The organism is Georgenia sp. (assembly GCF_054605595.1).
Genome location: NZ_JBTSDU010000031.1, coordinates 1 through 25,391, shown reverse-complemented (window position 1 = coordinate 25,391; position 25,391 = coordinate 1). Strand labels below are relative to the sequence as shown.

22 protein-coding genes and 3 tRNA genes are annotated in these 25,391 nt (G+C 71.3%); 6 read left to right on the top strand and 19 right to left on the bottom strand.

Annotated elements, in window-relative coordinates; genetic code table 11:
- From ACYC1Z_RS05905 to gltX, 16 genes are all read right to left on the bottom strand, one after another.
- On the bottom strand, positions 1-812 hold an 812-nt coding region (locus ACYC1Z_RS05905; protein ID WP_461408605.1), incomplete at its 3' end, for an SDR family NAD(P)-dependent oxidoreductase.
- Positions 809-1,828, bottom strand: a complete 1,020-nt coding sequence (locus ACYC1Z_RS05900) for a 3-oxoacyl-ACP synthase (protein WP_461408604.1) — start codon at positions 1,826-1,828, stop codon at positions 809-811. The genes ACYC1Z_RS05900 and ACYC1Z_RS05905, both read right to left, overlap by 4 nt.
- Positions 1,825-2,472: a TetR/AcrR family transcriptional regulator gene (locus tag ACYC1Z_RS05895; RefSeq protein ID WP_461408603.1), complete on the bottom strand. Its 648-nt coding sequence runs from the start codon at positions 2,470-2,472 to the stop codon at positions 1,825-1,827. The genes ACYC1Z_RS05900 and ACYC1Z_RS05895 overlap by 4 nt, the downstream gene beginning before the upstream one ends.
- The gene (locus tag ACYC1Z_RS05890) at positions 2,469-3,599 is read right to left on the bottom strand and encodes a branched-chain amino acid ABC transporter permease (RefSeq protein WP_461408602.1); all 1,131 of its coding nucleotides are present in this window, start codon (positions 3,597-3,599) and stop codon (positions 2,469-2,471) included. Before ACYC1Z_RS05890 ends, ACYC1Z_RS05895 begins: the two co-directional genes overlap by 4 nt.
- Positions 3,596-4,483 (bottom strand): branched-chain amino acid ABC transporter permease, encoded by an 888-nt coding sequence (locus tag ACYC1Z_RS05885; protein ID WP_461408601.1) that lies wholly within the window; start codon positions 4,481-4,483, stop codon positions 3,596-3,598. The genes ACYC1Z_RS05890 and ACYC1Z_RS05885 overlap by 4 nt, the downstream gene beginning before the upstream one ends.
- Positions 4,480-5,244, bottom strand: coding sequence for an ABC transporter ATP-binding protein (locus ACYC1Z_RS05880; RefSeq protein WP_461408600.1), 765 nt, complete (start codon positions 5,242-5,244; stop codon positions 4,480-4,482). The genes ACYC1Z_RS05885 and ACYC1Z_RS05880 overlap by 4 nt, the downstream gene beginning before the upstream one ends.
- Positions 5,241-6,044 (bottom strand): ABC transporter ATP-binding protein, encoded by an 804-nt coding sequence (locus ACYC1Z_RS05875; protein ID WP_461408608.1) that lies wholly within the window; start codon positions 6,042-6,044, stop codon positions 5,241-5,243. The genes ACYC1Z_RS05880 and ACYC1Z_RS05875 overlap by 4 nt, the downstream gene beginning before the upstream one ends.
- A gap of 19 nt (positions 6,045-6,063) precedes the next feature.
- On the bottom strand, positions 6,064-7,275 hold the full coding sequence (locus tag ACYC1Z_RS05870) for a substrate-binding domain-containing protein (protein WP_461408599.1): 1,212 nt from the start codon (positions 7,273-7,275) through the stop codon (positions 6,064-6,066).
- Between the two features lie 104 nt (positions 7,276-7,379).
- On the bottom strand, positions 7,380-7,760 hold the full coding sequence (locus ACYC1Z_RS05865; protein WP_461408598.1) for a hotdog family protein: 381 nt from the start codon (positions 7,758-7,760) through the stop codon (positions 7,380-7,382).
- Entirely contained in the window at positions 7,757-8,134 is a 378-nt protein-coding gene (locus ACYC1Z_RS05860; RefSeq protein WP_461408607.1) for a MaoC family dehydratase, read from the bottom strand. The genes ACYC1Z_RS05865 and ACYC1Z_RS05860 overlap by 4 nt, the downstream gene beginning before the upstream one ends.
- On the bottom strand, positions 8,134-9,651 hold the full coding sequence (locus ACYC1Z_RS05855) for an acyl-CoA synthetase (protein WP_461408597.1): 1,518 nt from the start codon (positions 9,649-9,651) through the stop codon (positions 8,134-8,136). The genes ACYC1Z_RS05860 and ACYC1Z_RS05855 overlap by 1 nt, the downstream gene beginning before the upstream one ends.
- 88 nt (positions 9,652-9,739) lie before the next feature.
- The gene (locus ACYC1Z_RS05850; RefSeq protein WP_461408596.1) at positions 9,740-10,546 is read right to left on the bottom strand and encodes an enoyl-CoA hydratase/isomerase family protein; all 807 of its coding nucleotides are present in this window, start codon (positions 10,544-10,546) and stop codon (positions 9,740-9,742) included.
- A 350-nt stretch (positions 10,547-10,896) separates the two neighbouring features.
- A tRNA-Glu gene (locus ACYC1Z_RS05845) sits at positions 10,897-10,969 on the bottom strand.
- A 179-nt stretch (positions 10,970-11,148) separates the two neighbouring features.
- Positions 11,149-11,221: transfer RNA gene (locus tag ACYC1Z_RS05840), tRNA-Glu, on the bottom strand.
- Between the two features lie 48 nt (positions 11,222-11,269).
- Positions 11,270-11,341: transfer RNA gene (locus tag ACYC1Z_RS05835), tRNA-Gln, on the bottom strand.
- Positions 11,342-11,451: 110 nt separating this feature from the next.
- Positions 11,452-12,975, bottom strand: a complete 1,524-nt coding sequence (gene gltX / locus ACYC1Z_RS05830; RefSeq protein ID WP_461408595.1) for a glutamate--tRNA ligase — start codon at positions 12,973-12,975, stop codon at positions 11,452-11,454.
- 93 nt (positions 12,976-13,068) lie between these two features.
- Between gltX and ACYC1Z_RS05825 the strand changes: the two genes are divergently transcribed.
- On the top strand, positions 13,069-14,256 hold the full coding sequence (locus ACYC1Z_RS05825; protein WP_461408594.1) for a MalY/PatB family protein: 1,188 nt from the start codon (positions 13,069-13,071) through the stop codon (positions 14,254-14,256).
- A gap of 200 nt (positions 14,257-14,456) precedes the next feature.
- Here ACYC1Z_RS05825 and ACYC1Z_RS05820 read toward each other — a convergent pair whose 3' ends face one another.
- Positions 14,457-15,230 carry a fumarylacetoacetate hydrolase family protein gene (locus ACYC1Z_RS05820; protein WP_461408593.1) on the bottom strand — a complete coding sequence of 258 codons (774 nt, stop codon included), beginning with the start codon at positions 15,228-15,230 and terminating at the stop codon, positions 14,457-14,459.
- 741 nt (positions 15,231-15,971) lie between these two features.
- Between ACYC1Z_RS05820 and ACYC1Z_RS05815 the strand changes: the two genes are divergently transcribed.
- The 3 genes from ACYC1Z_RS05815 to ACYC1Z_RS05805 are packed head-to-tail and all read left to right on the top strand — an operon-like array spanning position 15,972 to position 18,982.
- A complete protein-coding gene (locus tag ACYC1Z_RS05815; RefSeq protein ID WP_461408592.1) occupies positions 15,972-16,517 on the top strand; it encodes an AMIN-like domain-containing (lipo)protein in 546 nt (181 codons plus the stop codon).
- Between the two features lie 50 nt (positions 16,518-16,567).
- On the top strand, positions 16,568-17,812 hold the full coding sequence (locus ACYC1Z_RS05810; RefSeq protein WP_461408591.1) for an APC family permease: 1,245 nt from the start codon (positions 16,568-16,570) through the stop codon (positions 17,810-17,812).
- 27 nt (positions 17,813-17,839) lie between these two features.
- On the top strand, positions 17,840-18,982 hold the full coding sequence (locus ACYC1Z_RS05805) for an acyltransferase family protein (RefSeq protein WP_461408590.1): 1,143 nt from the start codon (positions 17,840-17,842) through the stop codon (positions 18,980-18,982).
- Between the two features lie 424 nt (positions 18,983-19,406).
- On the opposite strand, the gene ACYC1Z_RS05800 is transcribed toward ACYC1Z_RS05805, so the two are convergent.
- The gene (locus tag ACYC1Z_RS05800) at positions 19,407-20,852 is read right to left on the bottom strand and encodes an alanine/glycine:cation symporter family protein (RefSeq protein ID WP_461408589.1); all 1,446 of its coding nucleotides are present in this window, start codon (positions 20,850-20,852) and stop codon (positions 19,407-19,409) included.
- Positions 20,853-21,321: 469 nt separating this feature from the next.
- On the opposite strand from ACYC1Z_RS05800, the gene ACYC1Z_RS05795 reads away from it, so the two are divergent.
- Positions 21,322-23,976: a DEAD/DEAH box helicase gene (locus tag ACYC1Z_RS05795; protein WP_461408588.1), complete on the top strand. Its 2,655-nt coding sequence runs from the start codon at positions 21,322-21,324 to the stop codon at positions 23,974-23,976.
- 130 nt (positions 23,977-24,106) lie between these two features.
- A complete protein-coding gene (ybaK, locus tag ACYC1Z_RS05790) occupies positions 24,107-24,601 on the top strand; it encodes a Cys-tRNA(Pro) deacylase (RefSeq protein ID WP_461408587.1) in 495 nt (164 codons plus the stop codon).
- Positions 24,602-24,667: 66 nt separating this feature from the next.
- Here the strand turns inward: ybaK and ACYC1Z_RS05785 are convergent, their stop codons facing one another.
- The gene (locus ACYC1Z_RS05785; protein WP_461408606.1) at positions 24,668-25,249 is read right to left on the bottom strand and encodes an HhH-GPD-type base excision DNA repair protein; all 582 of its coding nucleotides are present in this window, start codon (positions 25,247-25,249) and stop codon (positions 24,668-24,670) included.
- Positions 25,250-25,391 lie beyond the last annotated feature (142 nt).

Sequence of the window (25,391 nt, the reverse complement as noted above, 5' to 3'; positions counted from 1 at the left end):
GCGACGAGCCTCTCCTCGGTCGCGGCCAACTCCTCGACCGACGGCACGTGGTCGAAGACCACACCCGGCCCCTCCACCACGGCCACGCGCGCGTAGCGGCCGCCGGCGACGGACCAGACCTGTCCAGTCTGGCGGCACGCCGGGTCGGCCAGCCAGCCGACCAGCGGAGAGACCCACGCCGGGTCGAGACGTTCGAGCACGCCCTCGGGGAGCACGCCCTCGGTCATTGCGGAACGGGCCAAGGGAGCGATCGCGTTGACGCGGACCCCGGCGCGGGCACCCTCGAGCGCGAGCACGCGGGTGAGGCCGACGAGCCCCATCTTGGCCGCGCCGTAGTTGGCCTGGCCGAAGTTGCCGTACAGCCCCGAGCCGGAGGAGGTCATCACGACGCTGCCGCCTCGCTCCAGCAGGTGCGGCCACGCAGCCATCGTGACGTGGAAGGCGCCGTGCAGGTGGACGGCGAGCACCGGTTCCACCATGTCGGGGGTCATCTTGGCGAACGACTTGTCCCGCAGGATGCCGGCGTTGTTCACCACGACGTCGAGGCGGCCGAACTCGCCGAGCGCCGCGGCGACGATCGACTCACCGCCCTCCCAGGTGTCCACGCCGGCGGTGACACCGACAGCCCGGCCTCCGGCCCGGTGCACCTCCTCCACGACCGCCGCCGGGTCGGCCACGTCGTTGACGACAACGGCCAGCCCCCGCTCCGCGAGGTGGAGCGCGTGGCTGCGGCCGAGCGCTCCCCCAGCCCCGGTCACGACCGCGACCCGTTGCTCCTCGGTCCCGACGACATCCGCGGTGTGCTGACTCATGTGTTCCTCTCTCCCCAGCGCAGGACGGTCGCGGCCCAGGTGTATCCGGTGCCCGCGGCCAGCGTGAGCACGTGATCGCCGTCGCGCACGTCGCCGGCGGCGACCGCACGGTCCAGCGCGAGCATCGGGTCGACGCCGCTCATGTGGCCCGTGTCGTCGAGGTACGACGCCCGGTCCGGGTCGACCCCGAGTACCGTCACGAGCCTGTCGTGCATCGACCGCTTCATGTGGATGCCACACAGGTGGTCGATCTCGTCGAGGGTGATCCCCGAGCGCTTGCACGCACCCTCGGCGACGCGCAGAAAGTTGGGCAGGCTGACCGGATCGAGGCGGGCCTTCATGTCAGCGGGATCCTCGACCCGGAGCAGGTGCCGTCCGGCGTGCACCGACTCCACGCTCGCCGGCTCCACGCTTCCGCCGGCGGGCACCTTGACGTGCTGGCTGAAGGACCCATCGGTGAGCATGTGGCTACCCAGGACCTCGTTGCGCTCCAGCCCGCGTTCGAGTACCGCGGCCGCGGCGCCGTCACCGAAGTTGTAAGTGAATCGCGACCCGGGGTCCCCGTAGTCGACCAGGTAGGACTCCCGGCAGGCCCCGACCAGCAGCACGCGGTGCAGGTCGTCCTCGGCCACCAGCATGTCGCGGGCGACTCGCAGCGCCACCGGGGTGCCGCACGAGACATAGTCGAGCTCGAGTGCGAATGCCTCGGTGCAGCCGAGCCGGTCCGCGATCCGCGGCGCGGCCTGCCAGACGGGATGGTCCTTCCAGGTCGAGCCGAAGTACACGACCGCGTCGATATCGCGCGGCTCCAGTCCCGCGGCTTCCAGCGCACGGGCGCCGGCGCTCACGGCCATGCCGCTGACGTGCTCACCGGGCGCCGCGATGTGCTTGCCGCGGATGCCGAACCTCTCCGCGACCACTGCCTCCGGGATGCCGCTGACGGCGCCGATCTCGGCGGCGGTCATCCAACGGTCGGGCAGGTAGTGCGACGTGCTGCGGATCCCGATCGCGCTCACTTGTCCCCCTGGGTGTCCAAGCCGCGCTCGATGAAGCCCATGACCTGCTCGAAGACCTCGTCGGGCACGGTGTCGGACTCCCCCCACAGGACCCACCGGGCGCCGACGATCTCGCCGATCCCCATCAGGATCCAGGAGACGACCTCCGGGTCGGACTCGCCGATCTCGCCGTCGGCCATGGCGGCGCGCAGGCCCTCGATATACCCGTGGGAGATCCGCTCGTAGTGCTCGCGCAAGGTGTCGGGCGCCACGATCTCGGCTTGCCGGATGATCCGGTAGAGCGCGGGGTGCTCGGCGACGAACTCGAAGTAGCCGCGGAAGCCCAGTCGCTCCTGCCCCGCCCGGGTCCGGGCCTCGGCGGCCCGCTCGCTCATGGCGTGCCGGACGCGCCGGTTGAGGTCGCGCACGAGCTCGTCGAACAACTGCTGCTTGCTCGCGAAGTAGAGGTAGAAGGTGCCCTGTGCGACCTGCGCCGCCTCGGTGATCTTCACGATCGAGGCATCATGGTAGCCGTGTTGCGCGAACACCACTTCGGCCGCCTCGAGGAGAGCCGTGCGGGTCCGCATACCGCGACTGGTCAGGGTGCGACCGTCCGCGCCGCTGGGCTGCCGGTCCTTCACGTCCCACATCGGGCTGGTGGTCATCGGGCCACTCCTTCGGCTAGGTCACGGGTTGCGGGCTCGTCGGGAGGCCCGCTCTCCCCGGAGTGTGCGGTGGGCAGGCCGTCGGAGGTTGCGTCACCACGCCTGCGACCCCGGGTGATCAGGCCGGCGACGCCGCCAGGGACGAACAGGACCACAAGGACGAACAGGACCCCGAGCGCGAACAGAGGTTCCGACAGCGGAACCCGGATCACCGCCGGCAGGTTCTCCATCTGCGGCGAGGTCGCGAGCTGACCGAGCCGATGGTCGAGGTAGGTGTAGAGCATGCCGCCCACCAGTGCGCCCCACAGCCGCCCCTTACCACCGAGCACGACCATGACCAGCAGGGTGAGCGTGAACGTCGCCGTGGTGACCCTCGGGTTGGCGCCTCCGACCGTGAGCACGTAGACGACGCCACATAGGGTCGCCAGGAACGAGGCCAGCACGAACACCATCAGCTTGAACCGGTACGGCGCGAGGCCGAGGACTTCGACCCGCTGCTCGTTCTCGCGGATCGCCTGCCACACGCGGCCGGCCGGTGACGCGCTGGCCACCCGCGCGACCAGGTAGACGACGACCACGAGGACCAGGGCCAGCCAGTAGACGTTGCGCGTGTTGATGATCCCGAGAAAGACGTCCGGCACCTGCTGGGCGGGCAGGGCCCGGCCGAGTTCGCCCCCGGTGATGTCGAACGGGTCGCGCATCACGAAGATGACGCCCGCCTGGGCGAAGGCGAGGGTCACCATGGCGAAGGCGATGTCCTTGACCCGCAGGCAGATCGCGCCCACGACCAGCGGCAGCAGCAGCCCGCCGACCGCTACGAGCAGCAGCCCGCCGGCGAAACCTAGGTCGAGTTCGGAGAGGACCACGACCGTGCCATAGACGCCCAGCGCGAAGTAGAGGGCGTGCCCGAAGGACAGCAGTCCAGTGAACCCGAAGATCAGGTCATAGGTCATAGCCAGGGCCCCGAACACCAGCATCAACGCCAGGAGGTGCAGGACCCCAGGGCTGTCGAGGGCTCCGTCGAGGACGAACGGGATGTCGCGGTGCAAGAACGGCAGTATCGCTGCCACGGCGACCAGGGCGGCACCCGCCGACCAGCGCAGCACCAGCGTGGTGGAGATCCTCACGTCGTCACCCTTCCCAAGAGCCCTTGCGGCCGGATCAGCAGGACGCCGGCCAGCATTGCCACCACGATCAGGTCGCCCATGCCGACGGCTGCGTAGTAGTTGGCGTATTGCTGCAGCAGGCCCACCGCCAGGGCCGCCAGCGCGGAACCCGGGATCGACCCCAGGCCACCGATGATCACGACGATGAAGGCGGAGATCAGCAAGCTGGTGCCCTGGTCGGCGGTGATGGTCCCGAAGAACGCACCCGTGAGGATGCCGGCCAGCGAGGCCAGCGCCCCGCCGATGGCGAACACCAGGGTGAAGGCACGGCCCACGTCGATCCCGAGGGCCGAGACCATCGCGCGGTTCTCGACCCCCGCCCGGATCACCAGTCCGTAGCGGGTGCGCCGAAGGAAGAACATCAGCGACGCGAAGACCAGCACTGCGGTGGCGATGACGACAAGGCGGGAGTTCGGCACGGCTGCACCACCGATGCGGGTCACCTCGTTCATCCATTCCGGCATGACCACGCGAACCGGGTCGGAGCCGATCACAGCCCGGGCAAGCGCCGTGATCGCCAGCAGGAGGCCGACGGTCAGCAGGACCTGGCCGACGTGGTCGCCGTACAGCCGGCGCACCAGGCCCACCTCCATCAGCACGGCTGCGAGGGTGCCGAAGACCACGCCGGCGAGCAGTCCGAGTGCGAACACCACTCCGACGGGCAGGTGTCCACTCAGCTCGGTGGCGACCAACCAGGAGGCGTAGGCCCCGATGGTGAGGAAGGCAGCGTGGGCGAAGTTGAGGACGTCCATCAGGCCGTAGATGAGGGACAGGCCCGATGCGACGAGGAAGTAGAGCCCCGCAAGACCGAGTCCGGTGATGGTCAGCAGCAGGAACGTGGTCATCGGTGCCCACCTCCGTGCGAGACGCCCAGGAGCTCCTGGGTCAACCGCTCGTCCTCGAAGAGCTCCGGAGCCGGCCCCGTGTGGACTACCCGGCCCTGGTCGAGGACCACCACCTGGCGGGCCATGTGCCGGATCACGGCGAGGTTCTGCTCCACCACGATGGTGGTCACCAGCTGGGCCATCTGCTCCAGGACGACCGCGACCTCGCGCACCAGGTTGGGCGCCAGCCCCTGGCTGGGCTCGTCGATGAGCAGCAGCTTGTTGTCGTCGTTGAGCAGCCCACGGGCCAGCGCCAGCATTTGCTGCTCGCCGCCGGACATCGAGCCAGCTCGCTGTGCCCGGCGCTCGTTCAGGCGTGGGAACAGCTCGTAGACCAGGTCGTACCGGTGACCGGCGTGCGGCCGCTCCGCCAGACGGAGGTTCTCCGCGACGGTCAGGCCGGCGAAGACGTCACGGTTCTCAGGGACGTAGCCGACACCCCGCCGTACGACGCTGTGCGGCGCAGCAGTGGACACGTCGTGGCCGTCGAGGCGGACGGTGCCCCGGCGCTCGACGAGGCCGAGGATGCTGCGCAGCGTTGTTGTCTTGCCGGCGCCGTTGCGCCCGAGCAGCGCGGTGATCTCGCCCGCCGGCACCGAGAAGCCGATGCCGTGGAGGATGTGCGACTCGCCGATGAAGGCGTCGAGTCCCTCCACCTCCAGGATCGGGGTCGCGGTCGACGCCGTGGCTGGCGGCTGCCGGTCGGTGGGAATGGTGGTCACAGGGGTTCTCCGAGGTAAGCGGTCTGAACGGTCTCGTCGGCCATGACCGCGTCCGGCTCGCCGCAGGCGAGCAGGGCACCGTGGTGCATGACCGCGATCCGGTCGGCCAGGCCGAGGATCAGGTCCATCCGGTGCTCGACCATGACGATGGTCGTGCCGCGGCGGTGGATGTCGTGGATGAGCTCGATGACCGACGGCAGGTCGTCGGCACCCATGCCGGCGGTCGGCTCGTCGAGGAGCAACACCCGCGGCTCGCCGGCGATCGCGATGGCGAGGTCGAGCTTGCGCTTGTTGCCGTGGGACAGGTCCGCCGCGGTCTCGGACATCCGCCCGGCCAGACCTACCGTCTCCAGGGCTTCCTCTGCCCGTCGTACGGCGTCGTCGGCGCGACCGCCCACGCGTCCCCAGATCCGGCCCGAGCCACCGAGGTGCGCACGGGCGGCCAGCCGCACGTTCTCCCCGACGGTGAGGTGGGAGAAGAGGCTGGTGACCTGGAAACTGCGAGCCATCCCGCGACCGGCCCGCTGCGCGGGGCTGAGCCGAGTGACGTCCTCGCCGTCCAGGACGATCCGCCCGCCCGTCGGCTTGCAGAGCCCGGTGAGCAGGTTGAACAGGGTGGTCTTGCCCGCACCGTTAGGGCCGATCACGGCGAGGAACTCCCCTCCGCGGACATCGAGGTCGATGTCGGAGACGATCCGCACTCCACCCACGGCGAAGGCGAGCGCCTCGGTCCGGATCACGGGGCCCCCTGCGGGGGCCGGTCGGGCTGGCCCCCGCGAGTCGCCCGAGATGTCGACGATGCTCACGAAGCGGTTTCCTTCACTCGCCAGCGACGGGCGGCGCGACGTCGGCGGCAGCCAAGGTGTCGGCGAGCTCGGGTACGAGGCTGCCGACCTCGCCGGTGAGCGAGGCGGTGAACATCGGCTGCAGGAGCGCGTGGTCCTCAGCGCGGACCTCCTGCTCACCCTTGGGGCCGGTGAACTGCCAGCCCTCAAGCGCGTCGATCATGGCGTCGACGTCGTCGCCGCCCTCGCGCACGGCCTGCACGACCATCTGGGCGGCCACGAAGCCGTCGTTGTGGAAGATGTCGGCCTCGACCCCTTCAGCCTCGAGGTAGGAGATGAGCGCCTGGTTGGCCTCGGTGTCGCTGGCCTCCGCGAAATAGTGCGAGAGGAAGTCGATCTGCTGCGCCGCCGGACCGAAGCTGTCGAAGGACGCACGGTCCGCGAGGCCGGTGACGACCACGGTGTCGTCGAAGACGCCCTGCTGCGAGAGCGACTGCCACATGGCATTGGTGGTCTCACCGGCCCAGGCGACGAAGACCAGGTCGGGCTTCTCGTCGATGACCTGGCGGGCGAACGGCGTGAAGTCGCTGGCGTCGACCGGTGCCAGCACCGACGCCACGTCGGCGCCCTGGCCCTCGCCGAGGACGGCCTCGACCGCGGCGACGTTGGCCTGGCCGAACTCGTAGTCCTGCGCATACACGACGACCTTCTTGCCGCCGAGGTCCCCCACGAGGCTGGCCGAAGTGACGACGTCCTGATAGGTCTGCCGGCCCGAGCGGAAGGTGTGGTCGTTGATGCCGGTGATCGCGTCGGTCGCGGCCGCGCCGGAGATGTAGAGGAATCCATTCTGCTCGGCCAGTGGTGCAACCTGCACGGAGACACCGGAGGACACCGGGCCCGTGATGATCTGAGTGCCCGCCCCCACCAAGGAGGTGACCGCCGCGGTCGCCTTGGCCGGGTCGGTGGCATCGTCGGCGAACTCGATCTCGAGTTCGCGACCGTCGACCTCGCCGGTGCCGTCGGTGGCGTAGTCGATGCCAGCTTCGAAGCCCTGCGTGAACTGCTTGCCGTACGCGGCGAGCAGACCGCTCTGCGAGGTCACGACGCCGACCTTGACGGGCCCCGCGTCACCCCCGCTGTTCCCGGTGCCGGACGCGTCCTCGGCCGCGCAGGCACTCACGACGAGCGCCAGGGTGCCGACAAGCACGCCCAGTCGCACGCCCTTGAAGTTCAAGTTCTTGACCATGTCGTTCCTCCTCGGAGACTTCTCGACGTGAAAGGTGGTTCACGTCTCATAATTGGGCTTGTGAGTGACTGTGTCAAGCGTCACAGCCGATTGCCCTGAGCGGCTCAGGGCGCAGGGATTCCGCCGGCGAGGACCATGGCCTCACCCTCGGCCACGGTGCGACCGTCCGTCCCGCGGCAGGTGGTCACCAGGTAGACCAGGCGCTTGTCCGGCACCACCCGGACCACCGTGACGGTGGCCGCGAGTTCCTCTCCGGTGCGCGCCGTGGCGACCGGCCGCAACGCCTGCTTGAGGTAGTTGGTGCCCGGGCCGGGCAGGTGGACTCCCAATAGCCTGGAGAAAAGGCTGGCCACCAGTGGCTCAGGCACCTCACCCGCCGGGCACGTGTCGTTCGCGAGGGCGCCGTACGCCGCCACGTCGCCGTCGCTGAATGTGCGACGCAGCGTCTGGGAGCGACCGACCGCCGTCTCCCACCACTCGCTCATCGAGGACCCGCCTCGACCCTCAGGCGGCACTCGCCGGTCAGGCCGACCGTGCCGTCCTCGTGCGCCACCCGGGTCGCGAGGGCCAGCTCGCCGGACCTGCCGGGCCGTTCCTCGAGCAGCACCCGGATCCGAGCCCCCACGGGCGTGGGCGCCGGGAACACCAGACGCTGCTCCACGAGCCGAGCGTCCGGCCACCGGCGTCGCACCTCCGCCCGGACCAGCGAGAACAGGAACATGCCGTGGGCCACGGGCAACTTGAACGCTGTCGTGGCGGCGTAGTCGGCATCCACGTGGATCGGGTTGTCGTCGCCCGAGACCTCGGCGAAGCCGTCGAGGTGTTTCTGGGTCACGACCAGGATGTCGGAAGCGTGCATCACCCGCGCACTCCCTGTTGGTCGCGCAGCACATGCTTGAGCACCTTGCCCGTGGCACCGCGAGGCAGCTCCGCCACCACCTGCACGGAGCCCGGGACCTTGAACCCAGCGAGGTGCTCGCGGCAGTGGCGGCGTACAGCGTCCGCATCGAGGTCAGCACCCGGCACAAGCTCCACCAACGCCCGCCCCACCTCGCCCCAGCGCTCGTCGGGCACCCCGATCACCGCACAGGACCGCACCCCCGGGAGCCGGTGGATGACGGCTTCCACCTCGGCCGGGTAGACGTTCTCACCGCCAGAGATGTACATGTCCTTGACCCGGTCGACGATGTAGAAGAACCCGTCCTCGTCCTGACGCCCGACGTCACCGCTGTGCAACCAGCCGCCCTCGAAGGCCTGCTCGGTCGCCTGCGGATTGCGCCAGTAGCCCGGGGTCACTCCGGGCCCGCGGATCAGCAGCTCGCCGGACTCCCCCGGCGCGACATCGCGTCCGTCGCCATCGGCGAGCCGCACGTCCACGAAAGGCTGCGGTTTACCCACCGAGCCCGCCTTGCTGATCGCGTGCTCCTCGTCGAGCAGGAAGATCGTCGGGCCGGTCTCGGTCATCCCCATCCCCTGCCGGACCGACACGCCGGCCGCGGCGAGGCGCTCGAGCAGCGGCACCGCCATCGCCGCACCTCCTGCGGACCACGAGCGCACGCGGGATAGGTCGGCGTCGGCGAAGTCGGGATGCTCGACCAGCAACTGGTAGATCGTCGGCACCCCGAAGAACACCGAGACCCGTTCCTGCAGCAGGCCGAGCGCCTGGCCTGCGTCGAACCCGGACGGGATGATTGCCGCACCACCGACGAACATCATGGGCAGCGTGTAGAGGTTCCAGCCGCCGGTGTGGAACTGCGGCAGCACCGAGAGGAACACGTCGTCGGACGTGATCCCGGCCGCCATCCCGATGTTGAGGTGGTTGACCAGGGCCATGCCTGCCGTCTGCTGCACTCCCTTGGGGCGACCGGTGGTGCCGGAGGTGTACATCAGGTACCACAGCGCACTCTCGTCGCGCGGGTCGTGCACGACCTGACGGCCGGACGCGGCGGCGAGCGCGGCGTCGTACTCGTCATCGAAACAGAGCAGCCGGAGAGCACCGCGGGCACCCTGCGCGGTGCCCTTCAGCGCCCGCGCCATCGGCGCGTTGGCGGTGTCGTGGACCAGGCCGACGACCTCGGCGTCCGCGAGGATGTACTCCAGCTCGGGTTTGGCGAGTCGCCAGTTGAGCGGCACCAGCACCGCGCCGGTCTTGGCACAGGCGAACAACAGCTCCACCGCATCGGTGCGGTTGTGCGCGAGGGTGGCGATCCGGTCGCCCGGCTCGATCCCCCAGTCCGCACGCAGGTGCTCAGCCAGGCGGCTGGCACGATCCTCCAGCGCGGCGTAGGTGATCTCGCGGCCCCGCTCGTGGTCGATCAGCGCCACCCGGTCCGGGTGGAGCTCGGCACGCTTGGCGGTCAGGTCGGGCAGGTGCATGTCGGGGTCCGATCAGGATGCGGGAGTCATGGACGACGTGGTGAATCGGGTGATCCGATTGCTGATGAGCGAGTCCGTGAACACGTGGTCACCAGAGGCCAGCACGTGCTGGGTGGTGCTGGCCGAGGAATGCGGTCATGCCGACCCTGGCCTCGTCGGTCTGGATCTGCTCGATGAAGCTCTCGAGCTCCGCGTCCAGGGCGGCTCGCACCTGGTCGAGGTCTTGCCGCAGGAGTCGCTTGGTGCGGGCCACGGCACCGCGCTCCATGTGCGCGAGCTCGTGCGCCACCTCGAGGGCACGAGCCCGCGCGTCGTCGTGCACCTCGTCGACCAGACCCCAGGCCGCCGCGGTGCGGGCGTCGATGCAGCGGTTCGTGAGCTGCCACGAGGCTGCCCGCGCGTGACCGATCCGCCGCGGTAGCAGAGCGGTCCAACCCCCGTCGGGTGAGAACCCGACGTGGACGTACCACGGGGCGAAGGTCGCCCGAGGGGCCGCCACGACGACGTCGCCCGCCAGAACCAGCCCGAGCGAACCCCCCGTCAGGGTGCCGTGCACTGCGGGTACGAGTGGCACATCGAGGCGAATCAGGTCCATCACGACGTCGTGCAGTCCTCCGACGACGCGGCGTGAATATTCGACCAATGCGCCACCGGCGTGGGCCGCGAACGCCGCGACGTCACCTCCGGTGGAGAAGCTGCGCCCCTCGGCCGCCAGCACCACGCACCGGACACCTTCGTCGGTCGCGACCGTTGCGATTGCCTCCCGCAGGTCGTCGAGCAGCTCGGGGACCAGGGCATTGTGTCGGTCGGCTCGGTCGAGGGTGAGCACGGCGACCGAGCCCTCGTCGCGACGTCGGACCAACGGATCGACAGTCCCGGCTGCGTTCCCGTTCACAACTGCACCCCTCGACCTCAAACATGACAACTGGTTCAGATATCATGATGGGCGGGTGCTGCGGATGTGTCAAGGGTCACATGCGGAACGGCCGGGCCGGCCCACCGGCGTGGATCAGGCCAGCGGGCCGACCCGGAACCGTGGCCTTCTCGACGAGCACCAGACCCGGCTGACAACAGAGGACCGGCTCGACGAGGTCGGCGAGTCGATGGACCGCGTCCGGACAGCCGCCCAACAGCGTCGCAACAGCCTGGGCGCGTTGCCCTGTGTTGCCCCAGCCCGATTGCGGAGGAAATGAAGAAGCGGCCCCTCCTAGCGTTTCCGCTGGTCAGGACCGCTTTCCCGGGTCGTACCCCCAGCCGGATTCGAACCGGCGCCGCCGCCGTGAGAGGGCGGTGTCCTAGGCCACTAAACGATGGGGGCGTGCTTTGTGCTGGTGTCCACCACCTCGCGGCGGCCCGGACGAGACTACCAGGCATCGGAACCGACGACGAACTCGGAGTGGTGGGGCGGCTGTGAGGTCCCGCACATGATCTGGCCACGCCGGCAGCCATGTCGAGAACCACTGAAGGCCCCGCACCGGGGTGCGAGGCCTTCTTCCGTACCCCCAGCCGGATTCGAACCGGCGCCGCCGCCGTGAGAGGGCGGTGTCCTAGGCCACTAAACGATGGGGGCGGGTCACGACACCGAGGTGCCGCGCGAGCAACGGACGCCACTCGCGAGCTGGGGTACCAGGACTCGAACCTAGACTAACTGAATCAGAATCAGTCGTGCTGCCGATTACACCATACCCCAAGGGGTTTCGACGCCCTGATCCCCGTGCTGCGGCCGGACGTCTTACCGTCGTGGAACTTTACCCGAGCCTCGTGGCCTGACCAAACCCGCGGGGCCGCTCGTGACCGACCTCACGCACGCCCGCCCAGCCGGGAGCGCAGGCTCCGCAGCCGGGCGAGCGTCGACTCGAAGCCGAGGATCTCCATGGACTCGAACAGCGGCGGCGAGACGCGGCGACCCGTGACCGCCACGCGCAGCGGCGTGAAGGCGAACTTGGGCTTGATGCCCATGCCGTCGACGATGGCGGCGCGCAGCGTCTGCTCGGCCGGTGCGGCCGCGAGCGGGTCCAGGCCGGCCAACGCCGCGATGGCGGCGTCGAGCACGTCGGCCGCCTCGGGGCGCAACGCCTCCAGTGCGCCCTCTTCGATGATGAGCTCGGCGTCGGTGCGGAAGAGGAAGCCGAGCATCCCCACGGCCTCGCCCAGCAGGGTCATGCGCTCCTGGACCAGCGGGGCGCCGGCGTCGAGGATCGTGCGCTCCCGCTCGGTGAGGCCCTCGTAGGTGGCGGCGGAGACGATGTCGGCGGCGTGCAGGTACGGCACGAGCCGGCCGCGGAGGTCCGCGGGGGCGAGCATCCGCACGTGGGTGCCGTTGATCGCCTCGGCCTTCTTCAGATCGAAGCGGGCCGGGTTGGGGTTGACGTCGTGGACGTCGAACACGGCGACCATCTCCTCCTTGGAGAAGATGTCGTTGTCCGGGGAGATGCCCCAGCCGAGCAGGGCCAGGTAGTTGATCAGGCCCTCGGGGATGAAGCCGCGGCCGCGGTGGAGGAACAGGTTCGACTCGGGGTCCCGCTTGGAGAGCTTCCGGTTCCCCTCCCCCATCACATAGGGCAGGTGCCCGAACACGGGGACACGGTCGGCGATACCGAGCTCGACGAGCGCCCGCCACAGCACCACCTGGCGGGGCGTCGAGGAGAGCAGGTCCTCGCCGCGCAGCACGTGCGTGATCTGCATGAGCGCGTCGTCGACGGGGTTGGTGAGCGTGTACAGCGGGTAGCCGTTGGCGCGGACGATGACGTAGTCCGGCACCGAGCCGGCCTTGAACGTCACGTCCCCGCGGACGACGTCGGTGAAGGTCACGTCGGTCTCGGGCATGCGCATCCGCAGGACGGGCTCGCGGCCCTGCGCCCGGAACGCCACCTTCTGCTCGTCCGTCAGGTCGCGGTCGAAGCCGTCGTAGCCGAGCTTGGGGTCACGTCCGGCGGCGCGGTGCCGCGCCTCGATCTCCTCCTGGGTGGAGAAGGCCTCGTAGGCGTAGCCGGCCTCGAGCAGGCGCGCGGCGACGTCGCGGTAGATGTCCATGCGCTCGGACTGGCGGTACGGGCCGTGCGGTCCACCGACCTCCACGCCCTCGTCCCAGTCCAGGCCGAGCCACGCGAGCGCGTCGAGGAGCTGGCGGTAGCTCTCCTCGGAGTCACGCTCGGGGTCGGTGTCCTCGATGCGGAACACGAACGTGCCGCCCACGTGGCGCGCGTACGCCCAGTTGAAGAGCGCGGTGCGGACGAGCCCTACGTGGGGTGTCCCGGTGGGCGAGGGGCAGAAGCGGACCCGGATGTCGGAACCGGTGGCGGCGGCAGTGGTGTTCTCGGTCATGGTGGGGTCCAGCGTATCTCGCACGCTCCGGCGTGCCCCGTGGCGGTAGCCTCGACCGGGGCCCGCCGGGGCCGGAAGGCGGACGGATCGGCCATGGGCTTCGACGACATCACCGTCGAGCAGCTGCGCGCGGCACACGGGCTGAAGTGGGGCACCTACCCCGACAGGATCCCCCTGTGGGTGGCGGAGATGGACCTGGGCATCCCCGCGCCGGTACGGGCCGTGCTCGAACGGGCTATCGACACGGGCAACCTCGGCTACCTTCCCGGCGCGGACCACCGGGCGCTGCAGGAGGCGACGGCGGCCCACCTCGCCCGCACGAACGGCTGGCACGTCGCGCCCGAGCAGGTCTACCCCGTGCCCGACGTCCTGTCCGTGCTGCGCGAGACCATCCGGCACCTCACCGCGCCGGGCTCGCCGGTGATCGTACCGACGCCCGCCTACATGCCGTTCCTCACCGTGCCGCCCGCCGTCGGCCGCGACGTGGTCGAGGTGCCCTCGCTGGTGGACGCCGCGGGCCGCTACTCCCTGGACCTGGACGGCATCGACGCCGCATTCACCGCCGGGGCGGGGTTGCTGGTGCTGTGCAACCCGTGGAACCCGGTGGGGCGCGTGCTCGAGGAGGCGGAACTCCTGGCCCTCGCCGACGTCGTCGAGCGGCACAACGGTCGCGTCTTCGCGGACGAGATCCATGCCCCACTCGTGCTCGACGACGCCGGTCACGCCCCGTACACAGGGCACGTCTCGTACGCCGCGCTCGACGACCGCACCGCCCGCCACACCGTCACCGCGATCGCCGCGTCGAAGGGCTGGAACGTCCCCGGTCTCAAGTGCGCCCAGATGGTCCTGTCCCACGAGGACGACATCGCCGCATACGCCCCGTACGCGGCGGACGTCGCCAGCACGGTCGGGCTGCTCGGGGCCCGGGCGGCCACCGCCGTCTACACCGACGACGGCGGCTGGCTCGCCGAGGTCGTGCCCTACCTCCGCTCGTGCCGGGACCTGCTCGAGGGGCTCGTGGCCGAGCACCTCCCCGGCGCCGTCCTGAGCCCTGTCGCGGGCACCTACATCGGCTGGCTCGATTGCCGCGGGCTCGGTTTGGCCGAGCCCGCGGCAGAGTTCTTCCGGCGCGAGGCGGGGGTCGTGCTGACCGACGGCGCCCGCTGCGGTGGGGCGGGCGAAGGGTATGTGCGCCTCGTCTTCGCCTCGCCGCGCCCGATCCTGCGGCGGGCGCTGGCACAGATGGGCGCGGCCCTCGCGCGGCAGAACGCCACCGTCTGATCGGCGGCCGCCGGATGCGCCGCGCCAGCCGCTCGGGCTGGTCAGTCACGCCCGGTCGGTCGCGCCCGGTCGGTCGCGCCGCGCCTCGCGCACCCGGTCCCCCTGCCGCGCCTCACCCCTGGTCAGTCGCGCCGCGCCCCACGCACCGGTCAGTCGCACCCCACCCACCCGGTCAGTCGCGCCGCACCCCACCCACCCGGTCAGTCGCGCCGGACGACGGGGTTCGAGAGCACACCGATGCCCTCGACCTCGACCTCGACCCGCTGGCCGACGTCGATCGGGCCCACCCCGGCGGGGGTGCCGGTGAGGATCACGTCGCCCGGCAGCAGGGTGAAGATCGAGGAGACGTAAGCGATGAGCTCCGGAACCGAGTGGATCAGGTCGCTCGTGCGCCCGTCCTGCCGCAGCTCGCCGTCGACGCGGGCGCGCACGGCCAGGTCGCTGACGTCCAGGTCCAGGGCGATGTAGGGGCCGAGGGGGCAGGACGTGTCGAAGCCCTTGGCCCGGGTCCACTGCACGTCGGTGCTCTGGACGTCGCGCGCGGTGACGTCGTTAGCCACGGTGTAGCCGAAGATCACGTCCTCTGCCTTCTCGGCGGGCACGAACTTGCACAGCCGCGAGATGACGACGGCGAGCTCGGCCTCGTGGTGGACGTTGCTGGAGTAGGCGGGCAGCACGATCGGGTCGTCGGGGCCGATCACCGAGGTGTTGGGCTTGAGGAAGACGGCCGGTTCGTCGGGCACCTCGTTGCCCATCTCGGCGGCGTGCGCGGCGTAGTTGCGGCCGATGCCGACGACCTTCGAGCGCGGGATGACCGGGGAGAGCAGGCGCACGTCGTCGACCTTGACGCGGGCGCCCGTGGGGTCGAGGTCGCCGTAGATCGGGTCGCCCTTGAGGACCACCAGCTCGTTGGTCTCCTCGTCGAGGATGCCGTAGTGCGGGTTCTCCCCGGCGGTGAATCGTGCGATGCGCATGTGTGTCTCCTCGGTCGAACGGCCACCGTGATCCGGTCCGGCTCCGACAGTAGTCGGCGCGGCGCCCAGCCTCTCGGCGCCAACGCTTCCGGTGCGCCCACCACCAGCGAGCGACGCTTCCGCTGCACCCCCACCAGAGAGCACCGCGACCGCCCCGCCGGCGGCACAGGGGCTCGCACGGGCCGCGGGCCTCGCGGAGCGGGCGGACTGGCCAAGCGGGCGGACGGGCTCACCGCCGCGGGCCGGGCACGCCGGTCGCGGCAAGAGAACGGCCCGATCGAGGACTTCCTCGACCGCTACTACTCGGCGCGGCGGCCGCGCCTCGCGGCACGGTCCCGGATAGGCGGCCGTCGCAGCACAATCCCGAACAGGCGACAACGGTGAGGATTCGCTGGTCCAGGACCATCAGATCCTCACCACTCCGGCTCCGGCTCACCGCGGCGGCGACCCTGCGGCGGTGACGCTCGATGTCGAGGCGTTCCTCGCCGAGCAGGGCGAGGGGGTGCGGTGGATCCAGGTCCTCCTCACGCGCACGGCGGAGCGTCCGCAGCGCCGGTACCCACCCTCGATGACCGCGTCGCCGGGGCCCACGGGCCTCGCCGTCGTTACCGATTCGCGGCCGAACCAGGACCGCCGCCACCGCGTAGCCGGCGTACGCTCCAGCCACGGTGAGCGGGCGCACACCCGGCACCGTCGACCGGGACGCCACGCCCCGGCCCGGACGACGAGGAGGGGCGTCCGATGAGACGTCTGCTGGGTTGGCTGGGCGCGCTGTTCCTCGCGCTGGTGCTCCTCGCACCGGCGACGGCAGCGCAGGCCACGCCGTACTGCGGGATCAGGTGGGGATCGCTGGCGAAGACCACCGCGGTCGAGTTGAGCCAGGCACCCCTGACGAACATCCGCACCGGTCGGCACGCGTGCTACGACCGCATGGTGCTGGACATCGCGGGTGACGCGGCCGGGTACTCCGTCGCCTACGTCAAGCAGGTGAGCGGCATCGCCTCCGGGGCGGTCGTCCCGGTACGCGGGGGCGCCCGCCTCCAGGTGACGGCGTACGTCCCCACCAACGACGATGCCGGCCGGTCGACCTACCACCCTGGCGATCAGCGGGAGCTGCGCAACGTGACCGGCTACCGCACGTTCCGCCAGCTCGCGTGGGCGGGCAGCTTCGAGGGCCACACCTCGATCGGGCTCGGCGTGCGTGCCCGGCTGCCGTTCCGGGTCTTCGTCCTGGCCGGTCCCGGCACCGGGTCCCGGCTGGTCGTCGACGTCGCCCACCGCTGGTAGCAGCCTGTCCGGCCATCTGCGGGTCGCCCCCGGGCGCTACCGTGCGCCCCATGGACCAACTCACGCGCCGCCTCGGCCTGACCGACGCAGTCGTCATCGGCCTGGCGTCGATGATCGGCGCGGGCGTCTTCGCCGTCTTCGCCCCCGCGGCCGCGGCCGCCGGGACGTGGCTCCTGGCCGGCCTGGCCATCGCCGCCGCCGTCGCCCTCGCCAACGCCACCTCCACCGCACAGCTCGCCGCGACCTACGCGACGTCGGGCGGGACCTACGTGTACGGGCGCGCACAGCTCGGGCCGTGGTGGGGCTTCACCGCCGGCTGGTCCTTCGTCGTCGGCAAGACCGCTTCCTGCGCCGCCATGGCGACCACCTTCGCCGCCTACACCGTCCCGTTGGCCTGGCAGCGGCCGGTCGCCGGGCTCGCCGTCGTCGCGCTGACGGCCGTGAGCTGGCGGGGGGTGACCCGGACCGCGGGCCTGGCGAAGGTGATCGTCTCCGTCGTCCTCGTCGCCCTCGTGATCGCGGTGGTCGGGGCGCTCCTCGGCGGCCCAGCGGCGAGCGGTGGACCGGTGGGCACCGGAGCACCGGACGCGTGGGGCGTACTGCAGTCGGCGGGACTGATCTTCTTCGCCTTCGCCGGGTACGCGCGGATGGCGACGCTCGGCGAGGAGGTCCGCGAGCCGGCCCGGACCATCCCGCGCGCGATCATCACGGCACTCGGCATCGTCGTCGTGATCTACGCCGTCGTCGCGGTCACGCTGCTCACCACGCTCGGGCCGGCGGCGCTGGCGACCTCCGGGGCACCCGTGGCCGACGCCGTCGCCGTCGGCCCGTGGACATGGGCGGTACCGGTGGTGCGGGTGGGCGCGGCCGCCGCAAGCCTGGGGGCGCTGCTGGCGCTCCTCGCCGGCGTCGGCCGCACCACCCTGGCGATGGCGCGCGAGGGTGACCTGCCGCGGGCGCTCGCCGCCGTCCACCCCCGGTTCGCCGTCCCGCACCGGGCCGAGGCGGTCGTCGCCGCCGTCGTGGTGGCTGCCGTCCTGGTGGCCGACCTGCGCGGGCTCATCGGCTTCAGCTCCACCGGCGTGCTCCTCTACTACGCGGTCGCGAACCTGGCCGCCCTCACCCAGGGCCCGGAGCGGCGTCGCTACCCCCGGGCGCTGCAGGTCGTGGGCCTGGTCGCGTGCGTGGTGCTGGTCCTCACGCTGCCGACGGCGTCGGTGCTGGGTGGGCTGGCGGTCATCGCCGTCGGACTCCTCGTGCGCGGGGCGAGGCTCGCCGCCGCGGCCCGGCACTGACCCGCCGCGCCACCTACGCTCTCATCCATGAGTTCGACACCACCGACGTCCACGGTCCAGGCGCCCCCCGGCGCGCTGGACGTGTCGCGGCGCCGGCTGGTGGGGATCGACGTCGCCCGCGGGCTGGCGATCCTCGGCATGTTCGTGGCGCACCTGGGCGACGACGGCGTGGGCGGGCGCCACGATCCGGCGTGGTTCGTGATCGCCGACGGCAGGTCCGCCGCGCTGTTCGCGCTGCTCGCCGGGACGTCGCTCGCGCTGATCAGCGGACGGCAGCGGCCGCCGGCAGGGGCCATGCTGACCCGGGCGCGGCTGGCGACGCTGGTGCGGGCGGTCGTGCTGCTCGTGGTGGGGTGGTTCCTCGTCGCGCTCGGCACCCCGGTGGCCGTCATCCTGCCCGCCTATGCCGTGCTGTTCGTGATGGCGACGCCGTTCCTGGGGCTGCGCCGGCGGTGGCTGGTGCTCACAGCGGGCGTGGCGACGCTCGCGTCCCCCACGCTCATCGCGCTGCTGACCACGCCATCGCCCGGCGGGCGGAGCGTGCTGGCCCGCACCTTCGGCACGGTCGACCCGGTCCGGCTGCCGCTGGACGAGCTCGTCACGGGCTACTACCCGGCCCTGGTGTTCATCGCCTATGTGCTGGTGGGACTGGCGGTGGGCCGCACGGACCTGACCCGCCGTGGCATCCAGGTGGGGCTCGCGCTGGGCGGCAGCGCGCTCGCCGCCCTCGGGTGGGGCACGTCCCGGCTCGTCCTGGACGCCCTCGGCGGCGGCGCCGCCCCGCTCACGGCGCGGCTGGTCGGCGCCGCGGCGCACGACAACTCCACCCTCGAGGTGGTCGGCAACGTCGGCACCTCGCTCGCGGTCATCGGGATCTGCCTGCTGCTCACGGCGCCGGGCACCGCCGTCGGGCGCGTACTGGGTAGCGTGCTCCACCCCGTCGCCGCCACCGGCGCGATGAGCTTGAGCGTGTACTCGATCCAGATCGTCGTCATCGCGATGCTCGGGGACGACGTGGTGTGGTTCCCCGAGTCCAACGCGGTGCTGATCCGGTTCGTCGTCGTCGCGCTCGCGGTGTCCTGGCTGTGGCGCCGGTTCCTGGGCAAGGGCCCGCTCGAGCGGGCCGTGGCCGCGATCGTGCGGACAGCGATCCCCGACTCCCGGCCATAGGCACCGCAGCGGCGGGCCCCGACACCGCCCGCGGAGCCCTTCCCGCCGGGTGGTGCCCCCCATCCGCCCGCCCGCCCGTGCCTGAGTGTGCCCCCGCGCCGCCCCACATGCCGCCGGTGGCGCCCTCCGACACGCCGCCCCACATGCCGCCGGTGGCGCCCCCGACGCCCCCGCTCGCGCCCGAGTGTGCACGTGAGGACCTCAAGAGGGCACCCATAGGGTCCCAACTGACACATTCGTGAAAAGCCCGTAGCCACCCCGGGGCGGCCGGGCAAGGATCGAGGGTGTGAACGAGGGTGTCCCCGAACCCGCGGCTCATTCGCCGGCGGCGGTCGTCTGCTCAAGCACGACACCTCGGCTGCGGTGGCATCCGCGGCACCCCTGCTCGGGCGCGTTCGGACCATGTCTCGCATCTTCCCCCGGGTCAGGCCGGGCGCGGCTCCGCGACGGTCGCCCACACGCCGTCGAGGTCGCGCGGCAGATCGGGGTTACCGGTGGTGACGAACCGCAGGCCGTCCACCCCCTGCCCGCGGGTCCCGGCGGCCTGACGCTCGTAGTCGCGCAGCGTGCCCACCACCCAGGGGGCCAGGAGCACCAGCGCGACCAGGTTCACCACAGTGATCACGGCCATGGCGGTGTCCATCAGCGCCCACACGGTCTGCAGCGCCAGCAGCGAGCCGAGCCCGGTGGTCGCCACGACCGTGCCGCGCAGCCCCCACCGGGCGCGGCCACCGGCGTGCAGGAAGTCCAGGTTGACCTCGGCATAGGCGAACGCCCCGAGGATCGAGGAGAAGCCGAAGAAGAAGATCATCACCGTCATCGGCCACGCCATCCACGCGCCGAGCTGCGACGTGACGGCCGCCGTCGTCAGCTCGGCACCGACCGCGAGGGACGTGACCCCCGGCTCGAAGACTCCGGTGGCGAGGATGATGAACGCCGTCGAGGTACTGACGAACATGGTGTCCACGAACACCCCGAGCGACTGGATCAGGCCCTGCTGGACCGGGTGCGCGACCGTCGCCGTCGCCGCCGCGTTGGGGTTGGTCCCCATACCTGCCTCGTTGGAGAACAGGCCCCGGCGCACGCCGTTGAGGATCGCGGCGACGACGCCGCCCCCCACCCCCGCCAGGCCCGCCCGCAGCCCGAACGCGCCGGCCAGGATGTCCGAGAAGAACTGCGGCACGGTCTCGAGATTGAGCACGATGACCGCGAGCGCGATCGCGACGTAGCCCAGCGCCATCGCCGGAGTCATCACCTCCGCGACCCGGGCGACGGCCTTGAGCCCGCCGAAGACGACGAGCGCGGTAAGAACCACCAGCACCAGGGCAGTGAGCCAGGTCGGCACGCCGTGCGAGTGCTCCACGGTCCCCGCGATGGTGTTCGCCTGGACCATCGGCATCGCCACCGCCATGGACAGCACGAGCAGGACGGCGAAGGCGGTGCCCCAGCGCCGTGAGCCCAGGCCCCGGGCGATGTAGTAGGCGGGGCCCCCACGGAAGGTGCCGTCCATCGCGCGGACCTTGAACACCTGCGCCAGCGTCGCCTCGGCGAACGAGGTGGCCATGCCGACGAGAGAGACGAGCCACATCCAGAAGATCGAGCCCGGACCGCCGAGGATGAGCGCGATGGCGACGCCGGTGATGTTGCCGATGCCGATGCGGGTGGCCATGCCGATCGCGAACGCCTGGAACGAGGAGATTCCACCGTCGGCACCGTGCCGAGAGCGAGTGACGTAGCCCAGCATCTGTCCGAACAGTCGCGCCTGCACCACCCGGGTGCGCCAGGTCAGGTACACCCCGGTGGCCACGAGCAGGGCGATGAGCGCATAGGTGTAGATCGCGTCGTTGACGACGGTGATGAGTGCGGTCATGAGGATCCGATGGTGACACAAACCCGCCGGACGCCGCCGCCGGCCGCCCCGCTCAGCGCAGATCTGCTCCTCGGGGATCCGGGGGAAGGCTCCTCGGGCATCCAGGGGGATGTGACTCCCGGTGTGATCACGGTCAGGGACGGTTCGAGTTCTCGACCATCAGTGGCGAGCTCAGCAGCTGGTCAATCCGAGGACCTCGACCTTCGCAGACGCTACGCGGAGCGTCACCGCGCACACCACCGACCCCTGCTGTGATGTCCAGCTCTCAAGGAGAATGAATAGCGCATAGCCGGTTCCGCTCACCCGGCCGCGCCTGCCCGTATGCCAGCCCACCACGCTCGTTGCCGCATACGTGTTCTCGTGACGAGGACGTTGTCCGCATCGTTAAACTCTGCCGCGGGTGCGACGGTGGGCGCCAGCAGTGTCGACACCATGAAAAGCGGTCCGGCCCGGGTGAGAGGATCGAGGGGTGCCAGCCGCCGCGACCCTGAACCGAGCCCTCGACGACCTCGAGGACGCCGGCGACGCCGGTGACCCCGACGCGATCTACGCCGCGTTCGAGGGGTGGGCCACCGACTCGGGGATCACCCTCTACCCGCACCAGGAGGAGGCGGTGATGGAGCTGGTCTCCGGCTCCCACGTCATCCTCGCCACCCCGACCGGGTCCGGGAAGTCCATGGTGGCGGTCGGGACGCTCTTCGCGGCCCTGTCCACCGGGCGATCCGGCTACTACACCGCCCCGCTCAAGGCGCTCGTGAGCGAGAAGTTCTTCGACCTCGTCGACCTCTTCGGCTCCGACAACGTCGGCATGGTCACCGGCGACTCCGCCATCAACGCCGACGCGCCGATCATCTGCTGCACCGCGGAGATCCTCGCCAACCAGGCCCTGCGCGACGGTGCGGGCACCGATGCCGACGTCGTCGTCATGGACGAGTTCCACTTCTACGCCGACCCGCAACGTGGGTGGGCGTGGCAGGTACCGCTCCTGGAACTGCCGAAGACGCAGTTCCTCCTCATGAGCGCCACGCTCGGGGACGTCTCCTTCTTCCAGGAGGACCTCGAGCGCCGCACGGGCCGCGAGGTCGCCGTCGTCGACGACGCCGAGCGTCCCGTGCCGCTGGACTTCGCCTACTCCGTCGAGCCGATCCAGGACGTCATCCTCGAGCTCGTCTCCACCCACCGGTCGCCGGCGTACGTGGTGCACTTCGCGCAGAAGGACGCCGTCGAGCGGGCGCAGGCGCTGACGTCGGTGCAGGTGGCCACGCGTGAGCAGCGGGACCGGGTGGCCGCCGCGCTGGGCGACTTCCGCTTCGGGCCCGGGTTCGGCCAGATCCTCTCGCGGCTGCTGCGCCTGGGGATCGGGGTCCATCACGCCGGGATGCTGCCGCGCTACCGCCGCCTGGTGGAGCGACTGACGCAGCAGGGCCTGCTCGGGGTCATCTGCGGCACCGACACCCTCGGCGTCGGCATCAACGTGCCCATCCGCACCGTGGTCCTCACCTCGCTGACGAAGTTCGACGGCGAGACGTTCCGCCACCTCACCGCGCGGGAGTTCCACCAGATCGCCGGCCGGGCCGGGCGGGCGGGGTACGACACCACCGGTGAGGTCATCGTCCAGGCCCCCGAGCACGTCATCGAGAACGCCAAGGCGCTGACCAAGGCCGGCGACGACGAGCGCAAGAGACGGAAGATCGTGCGGAAGAAGGCCCCCACCGGGGTCGTCAACTGGACGGACAAGACCTTCGAGCGGCTGCGCGACGCCACCCCCGAGGCGTTGACCAGCCAGTTCCGGGTCACCCACACGATGGTGCTGTCCGTGTTGTCCCGCCCCGGGGACCCGGTCGCGGCCATGTACCGCCTGCTCACGGACAACCACGAGCCGGAGCGGGACCGCAACCCGCACCTGCGCCGGGCGATCGAGATCTACCGGTCGCTGCGTGCCGCGGGCGTCGTCGAGCACGCCGACACCGCCTGGCGCCGCGCGCACCCGGGTCAGCCGTATGTCCGGCTCACGCTGGACCTGCCGCGCGACTTCGCCCTCAACGCACCCCTGTCCCCGTTCGCCCTGGCGGCGATGGAGCTGCTCGACCCGGACTCCCCCGAGTTCGCCCTCGACGTCGTCTCCGTCATCGAGGCGACCCTGGAGAGCCCGCGCCCACTGCTCTACGCGCAGCAGCGCGCCGCCCGGGGCGAGGCCATCGGGGCGATGAAGGCGGAGGGTATCGAGTACGACGAGCGCATGGCGCTGCTCGAGGACGTCACCTGGCCGATGCCCCTGGCCGGGCTGCTCGAGGCTGCGCTCGCCACCTACCGGCGGTCCAACCCGTGGGTCTCCGACTACGAGCTGCAGCCGAAGTCGGTGGTGCGCGAGATGGTCGAGCAGGCGATGACGTTCTCCGAGCTCATCTCGCGCTACGACCTCGCCCGCTCCGAGGGCGTCGTGCTGCGCTACCTCACCGACGCCTACCGGGCGCTGCGGCAGGTGGTGCCGGACGCCGCCCGCACCGAGGAGGTCGCCGCCGTCATCGACTGGCTCGGCGAGCTGGTGCGCTCGGTGGACTCCTCGCTCCTGGACGAGTGGGAGGCGCTGGCCGCGGGGGCGGCCGCCGCGGCCGGTGCCGTCACGGCCTTCGACGACACCCCCACCACCGTCGAGCGGCGCTTCGGCGAGGGTCCCGACGGCGAGACCGCCTTCACCCGCAACCGGCACGCGTTCCGGGTGGCCGTACGCAACGCGCTGTTCAAGCGCGTCGACACCCTCGGACGGGAGGCCTACACGGCGCTGGGCCACCTCGACGGCGACGACGGCTGGGACGAGGCGCGCTGGGCGGCCGCGATCGCGCCGTACTGGGCCGAGTACGACTGGCTCGGCACCGGGCCCGAGGCCCACGCGGTGTCGCTGGTCACCATGGTCGAGCAGCCGACCGACGCAGACCTGCCGGCCGCCGTCGACGCCACGTTCGAGGAGCTCGCCGATGGGGCGACGCGGGTGTGGCTCGCCCGGCAGACCTTCGACGACCCGGACGGCGACCACGACTGGGGCCTCACGGCGCTGGTGGACCTCGACGCCTCGGACAAGGCCGGCCGCGCCGTCATCCACGTACTCACGGTCGGTCCCCGCTGACACCTGCCCGCCCACCGGCCGCCCCCGCTCCACCGCCCGTTCCGAGCCGCTGAGAACCGCCGGGCCGGTGCCCCCCACGGCTGTGGCGGGCACCGGGCCTTGCCATTCCCGGCCGTGAGAACATCAAGGTGTGGCGAAGCGAAAGCAGCAACCGTCCGGTACCCCCGCGCTGCGCGTGCTCGCCGATGCGGGTGTCGCCCACACGGTGCGGCACTACGCCCACGACCCGCGCAGCACGCTCGGCTACGGCGAGGAGGCGTCCGCCGCGCTGGGCGTGGACCCGGCGCAGGTCCTCAAGACGCTCGTCGCCGACGTCGACGGCGCGCTGACCGTCGCCGTCGTCCCGGTCTCCGGCCGCCTCGATCTCAAGGCCCTGGCGGCGGCGGTCGGCGGCAAGCGGGCCGCCATGGCCGAGGTCCGCGCGGCCGAGCGCGCGACCGGCTACGTCACCGGTGGGATCTCCCCGCTGGGCCAGCGCACCACGCTGCCGACCGTCGTCGACTCCTCCGCGCTCGACCATCCCACCGTTCTGGTGAGCGGCGGGCGCCGCGGCCTGGACGTCGAGCTCGCGCCGCACGACCTCGTGACCCTGACCGGCGCGATCACCGCGCCGGTGGGCCGATGAGCACCCCCGACGGCCGGTAGCGGCGGACGACGCCGGTCAACCCGGCCGGGTGGATCTGGAGGCGCCTCAGCCCTTCTTGGCCTTCGCCGCGGCCTTGGCGGCGCGCTTGTTCTCCCGCACCCGGGCCAGCGAGTCGGCGTCGACGATGTCCGCCACCGAACGGTACGAACCCGCCTCGCCGTACGGTCCGGCGGCCTCACGCCACCCGGGTGCCCGCAGGCCGAGCTGCTTGCCCAGCAGGGCGAGGAAGATGCCCGCCTTCAGCTTGCCGAACCCCGGCAGCGCCTCCAGCCGGCGCCGTACCTCGGCACCGTCCGGGTCGCCGGCGGTCCAGATCGCGGCGGCGTCGCCGTCGTGGTGCTCGAGCAGGTGGGCGCACAGGTCCTGGGTGCGCCCGGCCATCGACCCCGGGTAACGGTGGACGGCGGGCGGTGTCCGGAAGATCTCGGCGAGCCGGTCGGGGTCGGCATGAGCAAGGGTCTCGGCGTCGAGCCGGCCGAGGCGTTCCTTGATCTTCGCCGGCCCGGCGAAGGCGGTCTCCATCGCCACCTGCTGGTCCAGCAGCATGCCGATCAGCAGCGCGAGCGGGTCCGTCGAGAGCAGCGTGTCCGCCGCGTCGTCGCCGGTGATGTGCAGGGCGTGGTCCATGGGTCGATCCTGCCAGGGCTCGGCCCGGCCGGGAACCGGCGGGCGGCGGAGCGGGGCGGCCGGGGCGCGGGTGGGGGTGGGGGTGGGCGTCGGCGTGGGGGTAGGCGTGGGCGTGGCGGTGGCCGGCCCGGCGGGGCACGCC